Below are 16,444 nucleotides of genomic sequence, written 5' to 3'. Positions count from 1 at the left end.
CTGCATCAGATGACCGTCGTGGCGACACGGTTCTCGATCGCGCGCACAAGGTTGAGCGCGGTCATTTCAGACGATTTCGGGTTGGTCGCAAGCGGACCATTTTCAAAACGCAGATGCATCCGACCGAAATCGCCTTCGGCAATGATCTCATGCGTGTTGAGACGCGCTGCCGGGTCTGCAACCAATGTGACACGGGTACGATCAAGACCAATCCCTGCGAGTGAAGTAATCACCGCGACATTGGCATTTTGCGGAAAAGCATCGGCTGCCTTGCGGGCCGTATCCGTGAAGAAGACCGCGGCCTCACTGATTTCATCGAGCGGCACCAGCTGGGCGGCCTGCGTGCCCGCCCATGCTTTTGCAGGCTTGATGATGCGATGCTCGACATTTTCAATCGAAAGCCGGCTTGCGGCCGAAAGCGCATCAATGCCGCCCAGCGCACCGGGTGGGATAATAAGCTTCGCGCCGCTGGCCGCAGCCGCATCCTTCAGCCTTTGAAACAGGGCGTCGTCGACGAAAGCCGATGTCGATGAAACCGCAAAATCCATTCCGGCGGAAAGCGCCGCCTCGCCCCACAGCAAGACGCTGGGGCGACCTGCCGCCTCCACCACGAGACTTGCGCCGCTGGCTGCAAGCTCGGCAGGATTTTCGATAAGCACGGCACCCGCAGGCAATCCGTCACGGGATGCCGATCGGTCGCGCACCGCCACCGCGCCGATCCTTACTGGACTTTTCCGCTCAGCGAGAAGGTCCGCAACCCGCTTGCCGATAGCGCCCCATCCAACGAGGACGATCGTCTCAGATCCCGACATAAGCATGCACCTGCTCACGGTCGCGTTCGAGATCGGCACTCGTCCCGCGCCAGACCGTTCGGCCTTTCTCGACAATATAGTGGCGATCCGCCAACTTCTTCAAAACCGCGATATTCTTATCGATCAGAAGGATCGACTGGCCCATTTCGCGCAATTGCATGATGCAATGCCAGATTTCCGTGCGGATGACGGGGGCAAGCCCTTCCGTCGCTTCATCAAGGATCAGAAGATGCGGATTTGTCATCAGCGCACGCCCGATGGCCAGCATCTGCTGTTCGCCACCTGAAAGCGTGCCCGCCGTCTGATCCGCCCTCTCCTGCATGCGCGGGAAAAGCGCATATATCTTGGCAAGATCCCATGGCGACTGTCGCTTGGAGCGGTTGGATGCGGTTGCGACCAGATTTTCCCGCACGGTCAATGTCGGGAAAATCTGTCGGCCCTCCGGCACTAGACCGACGCCAAGGCGTGCCACTTTTTCGGGGCTGTAGCTGGTCGTGTCGCGCCCCGCGATCTGGACCTGTCCCCCTTTTGGAACGAGCAGACCCATCAATGTGCGTATGGTGGTGGTCTTGCCCATGCCGTTGCGGCCCATGAGGGTGACCAGTTCCCCTTCATTCACCTCCAGCGAGACGTCGAACAATACCTGCGAATGGCCATAGGCGGCCTGAAGTCCTTCGATTTTCAGCACAGTTCCTCCTCCCCGCCGAGATAGGCTTCCCGCACAGCTTCACTTGCCCGAATGTCTTCCACCGTACCTGTGAGGATGAGGCGACCATAGACCAGCACCGATATGCGGTCAGCGAGCGCAAACACCGCCTCCATATCGTGCTCGACGAGCAGCATCGAAACCTTGCCGCGCAGCCCCTGCAAAAGCTCGATCATTTCCTGGCTTTCGACATGGCCGAGACCAGCCATCGGTTCATCGAGGAGCAGAAGCTTCGGCTTTCCGGCCAGCGCCATCAGCAGTTCCAGCTGCTTGCGCCCACCACTCGACAGATCGCCTGCAAGCTTCTCCGGGTGATTGGCCAGACGGCTTCCGGCAAGGATTGCATCAACCTCACGCCAGATGGCGCTGCGGCCTTTCAGACTGTCGAGAATCCGGAAATTGTGCCCCTCGCGCGCCTGCACCGCCATCGCGATGTTCTGGCGCACACTCATATCGTTCAGGAGCGTCGATATCTGGAACGTGCGTCCCAACCCGCGCCCGACACGCGTTGCTGCGGGTAGATCGGTGATATCTTCACCCATCAGGCTGATCGTCCCCGATGTGGGCGTCAGCTCACCACACAGCTGATTGATGAGCGTGGACTTGCCCGCTCCGTTCGGGCCTATCAGGGCATGGATATGCCCTTCCGTGACGTCGAGCGTCACATGATCGGTCGCGACCAGTCCGGCAAAGCGTTTCACCAGATCGCGGACCTGCAATATCGTCGTCATGCGGGCACCTCCACCTTGCGGTCTTTGCGAAACGGACGGCAAAGTGCGCGCCAGCCGCCGACAATGCCGCCCTTGGTTCCCAAAACAACGACGAGCAGAATGATACCCATGGCAAGCTGCCAATGTTCCGTCCAGGAGGCGAGATAGGTCTGCAGGATCAGGAAGGCGGCTGCTCCCCAGATCGGCCCGAAGAACGTGCCGACCCCACCCAGAATGACCATCACCATCAACTCACCCGATTTGGTCCAGTGCAGCGTGTCCGGGCTTGCAAAACGCATGAAGATGGTGAGAAGCGCGCCAGCCAGACCAGCGCCCATTCCGGCAAGGACAAAGCCGTAAAGCTTGTAGCGATAGGTTTCGATTCCCATGGCCGTCATGCGCCGCTCGCTCTGGCGAATGCCGGAAAGCACCGCGCCATAGGACGAATGGACAACCCGCCACAGGAAAGCGAAATACAGGATCATCGAAACGAGGATGACATAATACATCGTCGTCTTGTCACGCAGGCTGAGGCCGAAAAGATCATTTGCCCGGCGCACGATGATACCGTCTTCGCCGCCATAGGTTTTGAGCGAAACGAAGAGGAAGAACAGCATCTGGGCAAAGGCGAGCGTAATCATGATGAACTGCACGCCGGAAGTGCGCAGCGCCAGCGCACCGATGACCAGCGCGGCAAGACCTGCCACCAGCATTGCCGCCGGAACGGTGATCAGAAACTGGTCGGAACCCGGAATGAAGCCGAAAAGCAATGTCTCTTCCGCGTGGTGGAAATAAAGGATACCCACGACATAGGAGCCGATCCCGAAGAAGGCGGCATGACCGAAGGAAACCATCCCGCCATAGCCGAGGATCAGATTGAGGCTGGCTGCGGCGATGGCATAGATCATGATCCGGGCGACAAGGCTGGATGCAGCCGTCTGCCCCAGCGCTTCGGCCCCGAAGGGGAAAAGTGCAAGCGCCACGCAGCCGAGGAAAACAAACAAAATACGATATGACATGATTCAGGCTCCCACCGGAAAGAGGCCTCTCGGGCGGAACAGAAGAACGATGGCCATCAGCAGATAGATGCCCATGGACGCAATGCCCACGCCAAGCGCGTCAGCTTCGGCCCCGGCCATGAATTGACGCAGAATGGAAGGCAGAAAGGCGCGCAGGCAGGTATCGATGATACCGAGCGAAATACCGGCAATGAAGGCTCCCTTGATCGAGCCAACGCCGCCAATAACCACGACCACGAAGGTGGCAAGCAGGATTTGCTCGCCCATACCGACCTGAACGGCAAGGATCGGTCCGGTCATGAATCCTGCAAGACCCGCAAAAGCCGCACCAAGCGCAAACACCAGCGTATAGAGCAGACGGATATCTACGCCGAGCGCGCGGACCATATCGCGGTTGGTCGAACCTGCCCGAACCAGCATGCCGATGCGGGTGCGGTTGATGAGCAGATAAAGACCACCGGCAACCAGCAGGCCAGCCACAATGATGAGCAGCCGGAACGGCGGATAGCTCAGGCCTGAAAACAGTTCGATCGGCTGCGAGAGCGATGCAGGCAACTGCGTGAAAATCGGTTGGCGGCCAAAGATCAGCACGGTCAGCTCATTGAAAATCAGAATGAGCGAAAAAGTCGCCAGCACCTGATCCAGATGATCGCGCTGATAGAGCTTTCGCATGACGCCAAGCTCGATCACGATACCGGCAATCGTCGCGGCCAGAATGGCTGCGGGCAAGCCCAACCAGAAATTCCCGGTCTGCACGGCCACCCAGGTGCCGATGAAAGCGCCGATCATATAGAGCGAGCCATGAGCGAGGTTGATGACGCCCATGATCCCGAAGATCAGCGTCAGCCCTGCTGCCAGAAGGAACAACATGACGCCGTAGAGAAGGCCATTCAAAAGTTGCTCGAAGATGAGTGTCATTGGAGGAAACGACCTTCATGAGAAATGAAAAGAAGCGTGGCGCGCACTTTCGTGCGCGCCGGACGGTGGCTGTCAGAGCTTGCACTCTGCAGAATAGGAATCACCGTAATTTTCGATCAGCTTCTTCTTGATCCTGGTGGTCGGGTTGCCGTCCTCGCCCTTGACGACATCAAGGAGATACCAGTCCTGCAACGGATGCTGGTTCGGACCGAAGGCAAAATTGCCACGCACCGACTGGAAGTCAGCCTTCCGCAACGCTTCGCGCACCGCATCGATATCGTCAACGCCGCCGGTCTGCTTCAAGGCAGAAGCAATCAGGCGAGCCACGTCGTAGCCTTGCGTGCCGTAATAGGTCAGGGGCCGGTCAGGATAAGCGGCTTTCCACTTTGCCACGAGCTCCTTGCTTGCGGCATTGTCCATATCCGGGCTCCAGTGGCTGGTGGCCATGATACCGACCGAAGCGTCACCCAGTGACTTGAGAATGACTGCATCGCTGGACGGTTCGGAAAGAACCATCGGAATCTTGCCGAGAAGACCGGCCTGCTGATACTGGCGCATGAACGCAATGCCCATGCCGCCCGGATGAAACTGGAAGACCACATCGGGGTTTGCGGCGCGAATCTGCGCCATCTCAGCCGAATAGTCGGTCTGGTCGAGCTGGGTGTAGATTTCACCGACAACTTCGCCCTTGAACCGGCGCTTGAAGCCAGCCAGCGCATCCTTGCCTGCCTGATAGTTCGGCGCAAGAATGAAGGCGCGCTTGAACCCTTCCTGTTCCGCAGCAATACCCGATGCCTCATGGAGCGAGTCATTCTGCCATGAAACCACGAAGTAATTCGCATCGCAGCCCTTGCCCGCCATGTTCGATGGCGCGGCGTTGGCGCTGATATAGATACTGTCATTATCGATGATATCCGGCACGGTTGCGCCGGCTACATTCGAGAAGATGATGCCGGTAAAAAGCTTGACGCCGTCTTCCGACATGAACCGCTCGGCGATCTGTCGTCCGTTGCCGGGCTTGGCAGCGTCGTCCTCGACCTTCAGTTCAACCGGCACACCACCGAGCTTGCCGCCTTCGGCATCAATGGCAAGCTTCATACCATCGCGCACGTCCTGACCGAGATAACCTCCCGGACCTGACAAGGTCGTAATCACGCCGATCTTGACCGGTTCAGCAGCAGCAGCACCGGTCGTCAGCCCCGCCAGCAGGCCGATCATCAGGAGTTTGTTTTTCATTTCATTTCCCCTTGTCTTTTTATGGATGGGCGCCCGGCAGTTCCGCCGGGCATGCCTCATCAGAGCGCAACCCAGCCTTCCGGCGGGTTCTTGCCGGGGTGGACAGTATTGCAATGTGGGCAGGTCCGCAGTTTCTCATCGTTGTAGAAAGCAGCGTAGAGCGGCGGCAGATCGTCAACGATGGATTCCAGATCCACTTCGGCGCGATGAACGAGACCGCTGCATTCGAAACAATACCATTCGACGGCATCGAGAACGCCTTCAGGACGGGCCGGTTCGATCACCAGACCGATGGAACCTTCCTGCGGGCGCTGCGGCGAATGACGGATATGCGCCGGCAGAAGGAAGATATCGCCTTCGCGGATCGGCACGTCGTAAAATTCGCCCGTCGACGTATCATGCAGCTTCAGCAGCATGTCGCCCTTGAGCTGGTAGAAGAACTCTTCGACCGGATCGTCGTGGTAATCGGTGCGCTTGTTCGGGCCGCCAACGACCGTCACCATCAGGTCCGCGTCCTTGAACACCAGCTGATTGCCGACAGGCGGCTTCAGCAGGTGCTTGTGTTCATCGATCCATTTCTGGAAATTGAAAGCGCTGAGTTTTGTCATTCTTGTTCCCCTTTTCGGTTCGATCAGGACAGTTTGAGACCGCAGCTATCAAATGCCTCCCGGATTGCCCGTTTTTCAGCGTCGGTCAGCTCAAGCATCGGCGCACGAACAGGTCCACCAACCTGGCCGAGCAGCTCCTGCCAGTATTTTTGATGCGAAGTGGGCTTTTCAGCCGGTCGCGTCGACTTGAAGGCATGACGGACAGGCTCGAGGCTCTGCCAGACGGCGCGCGCCTCGGCCTCTTTGCCCGCAAAGGCCAGGTCGGTATAATCGCGCATGCGGCGATCAACCTTGGTCTGCAGCGTGTAGGGCGGTGAAGAGCAGAGATAGAGCTGCCAGCCCAGTTCGAGAATATTATCCAGCCATTCGTCTTCCGATGCGGTCGAGACCAGAATGCGGTCGCCTGCAAGTTCCGTGAGCTTGCGATACATGTCGCGTGGGACCGAATATTTGATCGCGACGACGGTTTCTATATCGGCCAGACGATTGCAGAGCTCAGGGCTCATCAGATAACCGCTATCCGGATGCGACCAGAGTGCAAGGCCGATATCCACCTTGGAGGCAATGGTTTCATAGTAGCGCAGCAGCGTTTCGTCCTGCGCACGCAGGAAATGCAGAACAGGTGCATGGACGACGATATAGTCCGCGCCGCAGGCCTGCGCATGCTTGGCCAGATCGATAACCACATCCATGTTCTGGTCCGAGCAGGACATGATTGTCTGCGCCTTGTCACCTACTGCCGAGACAGCCAGATCGAACATGCGCTTGCGCTCGTCAACCGACATTGAGAAGAATTCGCCCTGCTTTCCCGCGACGAAAAGTCCGTCAATGCCCAGATCGTTGATCCAATGGTCGACATTCTTGCGAAAGCCGCCTTCATCGATCGATCCGTCCTGATTGAAAGGCGTGTTTGCCGCAGCCCAGATACCGCGCATCGTAGCGCGCGAATGGGCCCTGGCGTTCTGACGGTCATACTTCATCGGAATCCTCGCTTCGGGGCGGGTCACTCCAAACCCGCGTCTCCCTGATCGAGCCTGACTTTCTTTCATTCGAGAAGTCTTGTAAGTAGAATATATTCATAAACAAAAACTCATAAGTGAGCCGATGCGTCCCACTCTCCGCCAGATTGAATGTTTTCAAGCCGTGGTCGAACTGGGAAACTTTTCCCGCGCAGCCGAGCGTGTCAGGACGACCCAGGCCAATCTTTCCCACACGATCCGTGATCTGGAGACGGTGCTGGACGCGCGGCTTTTCGACCGGACGACACGGCGCGTCAGCCTGACGGATGCCGGACGTGCCTTTGCCGAAGGTGCGCTTGCCGGTCTTGCCGAAATTGACCGCGCCGCCGAAGTCGTGCGCGATCTGGGGAAATTGCGGCGCGGTCAGGTCAGCATCGCAGCCCCGCCTTTGCTGTGCACGACGGTGCTTCCTCATCTGGTTCGCCGCGTGGCTGATGAACACCCCAACCTCGTCATCAAGATCGAGGATGTCGGGCCTGAAATCGTCATCGAACAGGTTCGCAACGGGCGTTGCGACCTCGGCGTTGGCACGTTTTCCGGTGAAGATTCCGACGTCGAAAGCCAGATGGCACTGCGCGATCAGCTAATGATTTTCGTGTCGCCCCATCACGATTTCGCCGGGCATGAGCAGGTCCGTTGGGCAGAACTCGACGATCAGCCCATCATTACGCTTACCCAGAAAAGCAATATCCGGCTTTTGACGGAAATCGGCTTCGAACAGGCAAAACTGGCGCTTCGACCGCATATGGAGGTCAACCAGATTCACTCGGTGTTGTCGCTGGTCGAGGTCAATGCCGGTATCGCTGTTCTACCCGCCTATGCCTTTACCGCGCTGCGCGGTCGCGGCATCGTGGCCCGCCCCCTGACGGACCCGGCCATCGTGCGCGAGGTGCGCCTTATCACGCCCCGCGACCGCGAACAGTCTGCAGCCACCGTCGCCGTACGATCCATCCTGCGAAACCTGCTGCGTCAGATGATCCCCGAAATTCCCGGAACCGGCAGCGCCAGTTAAACCACTTCTACGCATGCCTCCCGAGCCTTTTGAGCTTGCTTCACGAGCCTTTGCGCGTTCAAATGCTGCCGCACCGCTGTTTAGAATCATCTGAAAAAGTCGATACTGAACAACCCGTTGAAGGTCGGTCGCGTCGCAAGCAAGGGAATGCAGCCTCATGAATACATACGGAAAACTATTTTCAGCCGCGCTGGTCGCGGCTGCGCTCAACAGCACGGCGGTCGGACAGGTCTTTGCCAAGACGTTGATCTATTGCTCCGAGGCATCTCCTGAAATGTTCGATGCGGCGCAAACGACATCCGGCGCCGTGTATGATGCGTCGGCGCGCAATGTGTCCAACGGACTTATCAAGATCAAGCGCGGCTCGACGGAACTGGAACCCGGCCTCGCGGAAAGCTGGGACGTTTCTGCCGACGGCAAGGAATATACGTTTCACCTGCGAAAGGGCGTGAAGTTTCACACCACGAGTTTTTTCACTCCGACGCGTGAATTCAATGCAGACGATGTGATCTTCACGTTCGACCGTCAGGGGAACAAGGACAATCCCTACTACAATCAGGGTACATGGCCGCAATTCGGAGCTTATTCCTTCCCGTCGCTGATCGAGAAAATCGAAAAGATCGACGATCACACGGTCAAGTTTGTGCTGGCGCATCCCGAAGCGACGTTTATCTCGACGCTGTCGCTGACATTCGCCGTCATTCAGTCCAAGGAATATGCCGACAAGCTGGTCGCCGAAGGCCGCATTGCGGAGTTCAGCCAGCAGCCAGTCGGAACCGGCCCTTATCAGTTTGTCGCCTATCAGAAGGATAGCGCCATCCGCTATCAGGCCAATCCCGACTACTGGGCGGGCAAGCAGAAAATCGACAATCTCATCTTTGCGATCACGCCGGATGCGGCAGTGCGCTATCAGAAACTGAAGTCGGGCGAGTGCCATGTCATTGCCGCTCCCAATCCCGCCGATATTGCAGAGATGAAGAAAGACCCGGCCGTCGAAATGCTGCACAAGGAAGGTTTGAACCTGTCCTTCCTAGCCTACAACACCCAGCAAAAACCGTTTGACGATGTGCGTGTCCGCAAGGCGCTGAACATGGCAGTCAACAAGGCTGCTATCATCGATGCAGTGTATCTCGGCTCTGCAGTCGCTTCGGTCAATCCGCTCCCGCCCAGTGTCTGGGGCTACAACAAGAACGTCAAGGACGACGCTTACGATCCTGAACAGTCGCGCAAGATGCTCGATGAAGCGGGCGTCAAAGACCTGAAAATGAAGATCTGGGCCATGCCCGTGCAGCGGCCCTATATGCCGAATGCGCGCCGTGCAGCCGAGCTCATTCAGTCTGACTTCGCCAAGGTGGGGGTAACGGCGGAAATCGTCACCTATGACTGGGGCGAATATCTCAAGCGTTCGCTGGATAAGGACCGCGATGGTGCCGTCATGCTTGGCTGGACCGGTGGCATTGCCGATCCCGACAACTTCCTCGCCGCTCTTTTGAGCTGCCAGGCCATCGGCAGCGCCAATCGCGCAAACTGGTGCGATCAGGACTTCGAGAAGCTCATTCAGGCGGCCAAGCTGACCACCGATCAGGCCGAGCGCACCAAGCTCTACGAACAGGCGCAGGTCGTGTTCAAGGAACAGGCTCCCTGGCTGACCATTGCTCATCAGATTGTCGAGCAGCCGATCAGCAAGAAAGTCAAAGACTTCCGCATCGATCCCTTTGGCGGCTATCTGTTCGAAGATGTCGACATCGAAGAATAGGCTTCGTCCTCCGCCGGTTTGATGACCGGTGATGAAATTCTGGGTAGCGGGCATAGAGCATAATCCGACCGGAGTGAAACGAGGATCGATAAGATTATGCTTTGGAAAGAAAGTTTAGAGCGCCGATCTGATTGAATCAGATCGGCGCTCTAAACGCCCGCTATTCTTCTTTGGTTCTCGGATCAAATCCGGGCCGATTCCGACCAATAACCGAGAAAATATAATGGATATCGTAGACCGCTTTCTAGCCTATACCCGCATCAACACGACCGCTGTGCCGAATGCAGGCAACCTCCCGTCGAGCGAGGGACAAACCGATCTCGCAAAGTTGCTCGCCAGCGAAATGCGCGCCATGGGCATGGATGTTGAAGAGCGTGACCACTCGATCGTTGTCGGCACATTGCCTGCCAATGTCTCGAATGCCGATCAGCAGTTTCCGACGATTGCATGGGTCGCCCATCTCGATACGTCCGGCGAATACACGACCGATACCCGTGCTCATGTGGTCGATTATCGGAGCGGAGATATCCTGCTCAACGAAACGACCGGTGCTGTCATGCGGCTTGCCGAGTTCCCGGAGCTGGAACGTTATGTCGGGGACCAGATCATCGTGACGGACGGCACCAGCCTGCTCGGCGCCGATAACAAATCTGCCATTGCCGAGGTCATGCATGCCATGCAGGTTCTGACCACGCATCCCGAAATCGAGCACGGCACGGTCAAGGTTGTTTTCGTTCCCGATGAGGAAATCGGATTGCTCGGAGCCAAGGCGCTCGACGTCGCGTCCCTGAACGCCGATTTCGCCTATACGCTCGACTGCTGTGCGGTTGGCGAGATCGTGTATGAAAACTGGAACGCCGGTGAATTCCGCCTCACCTTCAAAGGCCAGCCAGCCCATCCGATGTCGGCCAAGGGCAAGCTGCGCAATGCCATTCTCTACGCCCAGCAATTCATTGCCATGATGCCGGGCGGCGAACGCCCGGAATATACGGAAGGTACCGAAGGCTATTATTGGGCCAAGGGCATTCAAGGAACAGTCGCCGAGACCAACCTGATCATCGACATTCGCGATTTCACGAAGGACGGTTACGAAACACGTCGTGCATTCATCGAAAACCTCGCCGCAAGTTTCAACCAGCTTCATGGCGAGGGCACGGTTCATGTAGACTACAAGGCTGTCTACCGGAACGCTGCCGAGAGCCTGGAAGGCGAAAATCGCTATCCGGTCGTTCTTGCCCTTCAGGCCATGAAGGCAATAGGCGTGACACCGACACCGCTGCCGATGCGCGGCGGCTATGACGGTGCGGTGCTGTCCGAAAAAGGACTGCCATGCCCGAACCTGTTCTGCGGCGCGCACAACTTCCACTCGATTTACGAGTTTCTACCGGTCGGTTCGCTTAACAAAGCCTCCGAAATGGTCATCGAAATACTGAAGAGCGCACGGATAACCGACAAAAGCATTGGTTGATCCGACACAGACATTGAGGAGACGTGAATTCATCTCGTCTCCTCGCTCTGTCTATGCCTTCGGCCACCGGCAAAGCGGTTCTGTTTTAGAGCATTTCCTATTTTGATTGAATCATTAGAAATGCTCTATCTGTTTGTTTTTACGCATGTCTCCCGAAACCGGTTCCCACTTTCGGGAGACATGCTCTAGTATCCTATTGCAGCACCAGCGACGGCACGGCTGTCGATAGCGCCGTAATAGCGGTTGTCGCCGCCCTTTTCGATTGCTGCCATATCCTTGCCGCCGACAAGAATGCCAGCTGCCTCGCCCCAGACCGGCCAGTCAGCGTCTTCCCCGACCGTATAGCCCATGCCGGTCAGCAACCGGATCGTATCCGGCGAAAGCGCGTTCGCTTCCATATAGACCCGATCCGGCAGCCACTGGTGATGGATGCGCGGGGCATCGATAGCCTCCTGAATGTCCATGCCGTGATCGATGACATTCATGATCGCCTCAAGCGTGATCGTGATGATGCGCGAACCGCCGGGGCTGCCGATGACCATGAACGGCTTACCATCCTTCGATACGATAGTCGGACTCATTGAGGACAACGGTGACTTGCGCGGTTCGATGGCATTGGCTTCGCCTTGTATGAGACCATAGAGATTGGCCACGCCCGGCTTGATGGTGAAGTCGTCCATCTCGTTGTTGAGGAGAATTCCGGTGCCCTCAGCCACCTTGGCCGTGCCGAACGATCCGTTCAGCGTATAGGTCACGGCGACAGCATTGCCGTCCTTGTCCACGATGGAATAATGCGTCGTTTCGTTGGACTCCTTGAATTCAGCTGGCTTCAGCGCCTCGCTGACACCAGCGCGATAAGGGTCGATACGACTGCGAATTTCTGCAGCATAGGCCTTGCTGGTGAGCTTCTCGATCGGATTGTCAACGAAATCAGGGTCGCCCAGCGCCGTGTTGCGGTCCACATAGGCGTGGCGCATCGCTTCCACCATCAAACGCGTGGTTTCCGCGGAACCATAGCCCAGATAGGAAATCGGGTAGCCCTCAAGCACGTTCAGGATTTCACAGATGATAAGTCCGCCCGAAGAAGGCGGCGGCGACGAAACGATGTCATAGCCGCGATAGCTGCACTTGACCGGTTCGAGCTCACGGACCTTGTATTCTTCGAAATCGGCCTTGGCGAGAATGCCGCCATTCTCCTTGCTCGATTTGACAATCAGATCGGCGATATCGCCCTGATAGAAGGCCGATGGCCCCTTTTCCGAAATGGCCGAAAGCGACTTTGCCAGATCCGGCTGGACAAGCCTCTCGCCCAACGGAACCGGTTTTCCGTCTTTCAGGAAGATTTTCGCCGCCGCCGGGTCTTTCGCCAGTCTTTCATTGCCGTCAGCAAAGGAGAGAATATCGCCCAGTTCAAGCGTAAAGCCATCCTTGGCAAGTTTCAGTGCCGGGTCGATCAGCTCCTCGCGCTTGCGGGTGCCATATTTTTCGCGTGCTTCCTCAAGGCCAGCCACCGTGCCCGGCACGCCGATGGCGAGATAGGTTTCAGTGCTGGCGCCTTCGACCGGCTTGCCATCCTTGTCCAGATACATGGTCTTGGTGGCGGCGAGCGGCGCACGCTCGCGAAAATCAAGAAAGGTGCTCTTGCCGTCCTTGAAGCGGATCGTCATGAAACCACCCCCGCCGAGATTACCGGCAGTCGGATAGACAACCGCCAGTGCATAGCCGACAGCGACAGCCGCATCGACGGCATTGCCACCGTTCTTCAGCACATCGATACCGACTTGCGACGCAAGATGCTGGGCCGTAACCACCATGCCGTTCTGGCCTTCGGCCGGGGCTGGCGATGCCGCATGAGCCGATGGCAGATGGCCTGCAACGGCAATGACAGCGGCAAGGGAAAGCGATTTCAGTCTGTAATGCTGCATGTCTTTCCTCCCATGTGTTCTCCCGGACGGGAGTCCAACAACAACGTCCGCAATATCTTGCGCAAAAGCAAGCGTGAGAAATCCTATCCAGCCGAACTTGCGGATAGAGCGCTAAGAGATGATAATGCGAAGTATTCGGTTCAGATGCTGCTGGAGTTGCAGCCGAACCCGAAGCCCTAGCCAGTTCCTTCCGGAACACTCTGGCCATTCGGGCTGTATTTCCATTCCATTTCTGATGATGCGATCTCACCATGCAGGAGAAATCCATGATCTATGCTCAATGCGCATGCGGAAATCTGACAGTAACACCCCACGGGCCACCGCAATTAACGGCACTGTGCCACTGCTTCGCCTGTCAGCGGAGAACAGGTTCGCCATTCAGTGCAAATGCCTTCTATGCGATAGACTGCGTTGAAATTTCAGGCGCATCGACGGAATTCATTCGGACGGCGGAAAGTGGCCGCAAGGTCCGGATGCATTTTTGCCCGGCTTGCGGCTCGACCGTCTATTGGCTGCCTGATGCGGCCCCTTCCGTAATCGGCGTGGCGGTTGGCCTTTTTGCCGATCCGGCTTTTGCCCAGCCCACCCTATCTGTATTCGAGCTATCGAAGCATGAATGGGTGTTCCTTGATGAAACGATGGAGCACTTTCCACGTTTGCCGGAAAACGACTAGAGCATGTCTCTCGAAAGTGGAAACCGGTTTCGGGATAAAGACATGTGTAAAAACAAACGGATAGAGCATTTCCTATGATTCAATCAAAACAGGAAATGCTCTGGCGGTCTGCTTCCGACAGATCGTCAAACTATAACGATCATTCCTCTGGAACTTTACGCACCGGTCGTTGCCAGCGTTCGTAGCAGGGTTGAGAAAGTGAGGGAGCGGTTCGCGTCAGACTGGCTGTCGCCGATGCCGTCGTTTCGCGACAGCGACTTGCGGACATTGCTCGGACTATAGCCAAAATGCTGCGTGAATGCCCGCGTGAAATTGGCTGCCGTATCGAAGCCAAACAGCTGCGCTATGTCGGACACCCTGCGGTTTTCGGATGCATCCGCAAGCATCTCATGTGCTGCAAGCAAACGCTTCTGGCGAATATAGTTGAGTACCCCGCCCGAGCCTTCGAACAGCTGATAGAGATGCGTGCGTGAGATGGCGAGCTCCTTGCTCAGTGCATCGGGCGTGAGTTCACGGGACGTGAGATTTTTCTGGATGAAGCGTCTGGCCTTGGTCATCAACCCCAGAGAAGCCCCGAGAGACGCATTGTGTTCGCTCGCATCGTTTTCCTTTACCAAAGGGGCGATCGTGTCAAATACGATCTGACGCAGGGCGTCGCGCAGCTCCGGCAGGTCTTCGCTTCTGATATGGTCAAGTCCCGCCTGGATCGTCGATACGAAATCGATCAGCAGCTTGGCGCGATAGCCTCCAAGCGTCGCATTGTTGCACGCTTCCGGCATACCGCCCAGACCGGCGAAATGATCGACCGGAATGATCAGCAGCACCACGTCCGTTGCCAGCGCACGACCGCGAAACGGATAACCAAACGAACGGATATTGATCATGCCGGGCTCGTTTTCCGCCACACGATCATCCACCGCCGTCCATGTGCGACCGCTTCGCAGAAAACTGATCTGCCAGTGATCAATCGGGCTGAAACGAACCTTTTCCGCTGTACGTTCATAACTGAATGGAGGAACAGTCTGTTCTATCAGCAGCATGCCGCGCAGATCCCAGACTTTCTGGGTAACGGCGAAACCGTCTTCAGCGTTCACACCATCCGGCATCCGCACATCATAGAGGGGAGCCACGTGCTGTTGCCATGTGGGAAACTGTGCGCAGGGTTCCAGCTCTTCGGTCGTAAAGACCAGCGGGGTCAGAATATTGGTGCTTCGGGCATCTTCTCCAAGGGGCGCGAGTGGAACGCGCACTGACTGGCGGCGCTCCACAAAATCGGGCTTCAGATCACGCGAGGCCTTGTCGCTTGGGGATGTCACGGCAACTCCCTAAACCAACCCGGAGGCTCGAGGCGCGGTAATGGCGACCCAAGCCCTGCGTTGATAGTAGCATTTGCACGTATAAAATCAAAATAAGCTGGAACACTATCAGCCACGTAACCGTTCAGACCGGTAGCCGACGTTTCCTCTTACGCGCCGACAACCCCGCTTTCCCGGCCTTTTCCCAGATTTGGCCGGAAGTGTCGGAGCGCGCAAAACGGTCTCTGAAATGAGTTGATTGCATCCCATTTGATGAAAATTTTCAGGAAAATCCGGCCAGAATATTAAAACGCGTCCGATAGAAAGCACGGTAATAACAACCGGAGGCAATCGCATGAACAATGTATTTGCATATACTGTGCGCCGCGAAAGCTTGAAATGGGCTGCCGCTATTGTCGTTGGACTGTCCGCTTCATTATGCCTGACGGCAGGCGCCGAAGCCAAGGATGCCCGCAAGCAGAAAAGCGAAACGGTTTCCGTTTACCTCGTCAAGTACAAGGTGAATAGCCAAGCGCGCTACAACAAGCCTGCATCGGCCAAGGTCATCAGGGTTTCCGCCACGCAATATGCGGCCGGTACGCCCTATGTGTGCACGCCGAGCGGTTTCGGGCAGAAATCCCGCTGCTTCATCCGCGATTAGAGCACAATCCGACCGGCGTGAAACTGTTTTCGGAATGCGCTCCATGGCATACCGGCTCGCAAGAACTCCATACAGATCAGCGAGCCGGCATGCTTGCCTGGCGATTATCTCGCCTTGGCTTTCATGATCGCCAGTCCCTTGCTAACACGGTCGCCGCGCAGCAGCTTGGCGGCCTCATCGGTCGGGCGTGGCGGATTGTTGCGGAAGACATACCAGCTGCCGCCCAGTGAGCGCTTCTGATAGATGACGCCATCTTTCTCGCGATGGAGGAAGCAGGTCGTATCGCTGCCGCCGCCCATCTTGTTGACCCAATAGGCCTGCAGACAAAGCTGGCCGCGATTGGTGGCATACCAGCGCCCCTGCCCGTAAGACCACGCCCTGCCTTTCTGCGACCAGGCGATGAAACGATGTCTGTCGGCAGAGAAATAGCCGCCGCCATCCTTCCATTTCCATGACTTACCGGAATAGAGCGCCTCAAGCGCGTCGGCTGACAGCGGTGCAGCCGCCGCAGCCTTGATGGCGATCGGATCCTCGGTTTTCTGTTTCGGCGCTGCATCGGCAGCGCCTGCCAGAAGAAGTACGGACAACGCCGCACCTACGGTTCTCAAACGGATCGAAAACATTG

The 16,444-nt window shown here is 57.0% G+C and carries 16 protein-coding genes; 5 read left to right on the top strand and 11 right to left on the bottom strand.

Features of this window, described 5'->3' with window-relative positions; genetic code table 11:
* Positions 1-5: 5 nt before the first annotated feature.
* From FG152_RS15965 to FG152_RS15930, 8 genes are all read right to left on the bottom strand, one after another.
* Positions 6-812 carry an aspartate dehydrogenase gene (locus FG152_RS15965; RefSeq protein WP_010660596.1) on the bottom strand — a complete coding sequence of 269 codons (807 nt, stop codon included), beginning with the start codon at positions 810-812 and terminating at the stop codon, positions 6-8.
* Positions 799-1,500, bottom strand: coding sequence for an ABC transporter ATP-binding protein (locus FG152_RS15960; protein ID WP_010660595.1), 702 nt, complete (start codon positions 1,498-1,500; stop codon positions 799-801). The genes FG152_RS15965 and FG152_RS15960 overlap by 14 nt, the downstream gene beginning before the upstream one ends.
* Positions 1,494-2,249 (bottom strand): ABC transporter ATP-binding protein, encoded by a 756-nt coding sequence (locus FG152_RS15955; protein WP_010660594.1) that lies wholly within the window; start codon positions 2,247-2,249, stop codon positions 1,494-1,496. The genes FG152_RS15960 and FG152_RS15955 overlap by 7 nt, the downstream gene beginning before the upstream one ends.
* Positions 2,246-3,247: a branched-chain amino acid ABC transporter permease gene (locus tag FG152_RS15950; RefSeq protein WP_010660593.1), complete on the bottom strand. Its 1,002-nt coding sequence runs from the start codon at positions 3,245-3,247 to the stop codon at positions 2,246-2,248. The genes FG152_RS15955 and FG152_RS15950 overlap by 4 nt, the downstream gene beginning before the upstream one ends.
* A 3-nt stretch (positions 3,248-3,250) precedes the next feature.
* Complete coding sequence (locus FG152_RS15945) at positions 3,251-4,165, bottom strand: branched-chain amino acid ABC transporter permease (protein WP_010660592.1); 915 nt, start codon at positions 4,163-4,165, stop codon at positions 3,251-3,253.
* Between the two features lie 72 nt (positions 4,166-4,237).
* On the bottom strand, positions 4,238-5,401 hold the full coding sequence (locus tag FG152_RS15940) for an ABC transporter substrate-binding protein (RefSeq protein WP_010660591.1): 1,164 nt from the start codon (positions 5,399-5,401) through the stop codon (positions 4,238-4,240).
* Positions 5,402-5,460: 59 nt separating this feature from the next.
* Positions 5,461-6,009 (bottom strand): 3-hydroxyanthranilate 3,4-dioxygenase, encoded by a 549-nt coding sequence (locus FG152_RS15935; RefSeq protein WP_010660590.1) that lies wholly within the window; start codon positions 6,007-6,009, stop codon positions 5,461-5,463.
* A gap of 23 nt (positions 6,010-6,032) precedes the next feature.
* On the bottom strand, positions 6,033-6,989 hold the full coding sequence (locus FG152_RS15930) for a dihydrodipicolinate synthase family protein (protein ID WP_010660589.1): 957 nt from the start codon (positions 6,987-6,989) through the stop codon (positions 6,033-6,035).
* Positions 6,990-7,113: 124 nt separating this feature from the next.
* Here FG152_RS15930 and FG152_RS15925 point away from each other — a divergent pair, with 124 nt between their 5' ends.
* From FG152_RS15925 to pepT, 3 genes are all read left to right on the top strand, one after another.
* The gene (locus FG152_RS15925) at positions 7,114-8,040 is read left to right on the top strand and encodes a LysR family transcriptional regulator (protein WP_010660588.1); all 927 of its coding nucleotides are present in this window, start codon (positions 7,114-7,116) and stop codon (positions 8,038-8,040) included.
* A gap of 157 nt (positions 8,041-8,197) precedes the next feature.
* Positions 8,198-9,796 (top strand): ABC transporter substrate-binding protein, encoded by a 1,599-nt coding sequence (locus tag FG152_RS15920; RefSeq protein WP_010660587.1) that lies wholly within the window; start codon positions 8,198-8,200, stop codon positions 9,794-9,796.
* Between the two features lie 223 nt (positions 9,797-10,019).
* Positions 10,020-11,264: a peptidase T gene (pepT, locus tag FG152_RS15915; protein WP_498987126.1), complete on the top strand. Its 1,245-nt coding sequence runs from the start codon at positions 10,020-10,022 to the stop codon at positions 11,262-11,264.
* 185 nt (positions 11,265-11,449) lie between these two features.
* On the opposite strand, the gene ggt is transcribed toward pepT, so the two are convergent.
* Entirely contained in the window at positions 11,450-13,189 is a 1,740-nt protein-coding gene (gene ggt / locus FG152_RS15910) for a gamma-glutamyltransferase (protein ID WP_010660585.1), read from the bottom strand.
* 266 nt (positions 13,190-13,455) lie between these two features.
* Here ggt and FG152_RS15905 point away from each other — a divergent pair, with 266 nt between their 5' ends.
* Positions 13,456-13,863, top strand: coding sequence for a GFA family protein (locus FG152_RS15905; protein ID WP_029376166.1), 408 nt, complete (start codon positions 13,456-13,458; stop codon positions 13,861-13,863).
* Between the two features lie 155 nt (positions 13,864-14,018).
* On the opposite strand, the gene FG152_RS15900 is transcribed toward FG152_RS15905, so the two are convergent.
* Positions 14,019-15,179 (bottom strand): helix-turn-helix domain-containing protein, encoded by a 1,161-nt coding sequence (locus tag FG152_RS15900; RefSeq protein WP_010660583.1) that lies wholly within the window; start codon positions 15,177-15,179, stop codon positions 14,019-14,021.
* A 334-nt stretch (positions 15,180-15,513) separates the two neighbouring features.
* Here FG152_RS15900 and FG152_RS15895 point away from each other — a divergent pair, with 334 nt between their 5' ends.
* On the top strand, positions 15,514-15,819 hold the full coding sequence (locus FG152_RS15895; protein WP_010660582.1) for a hypothetical protein: 306 nt from the start codon (positions 15,514-15,516) through the stop codon (positions 15,817-15,819).
* Positions 15,820-15,923: 104 nt separating this feature from the next.
* Here the strand turns inward: FG152_RS15895 and FG152_RS15890 are convergent, their stop codons facing one another.
* Entirely contained in the window at positions 15,924-16,442 is a 519-nt protein-coding gene (locus FG152_RS15890; RefSeq protein WP_010660581.1) for a DUF995 domain-containing protein, read from the bottom strand.
* Between the last annotated feature and the right edge of the window lie 2 nt (positions 16,443-16,444).

The organism is Ochrobactrum sp. XJ1 (assembly GCF_024701725.1).
GTDB classification, from domain to species: Bacteria; Pseudomonadota; Alphaproteobacteria; order Rhizobiales; family Rhizobiaceae; genus Brucella; species Brucella anthropi.
This window is presented reverse-complemented; position numbering and strand designations above follow the sequence as displayed.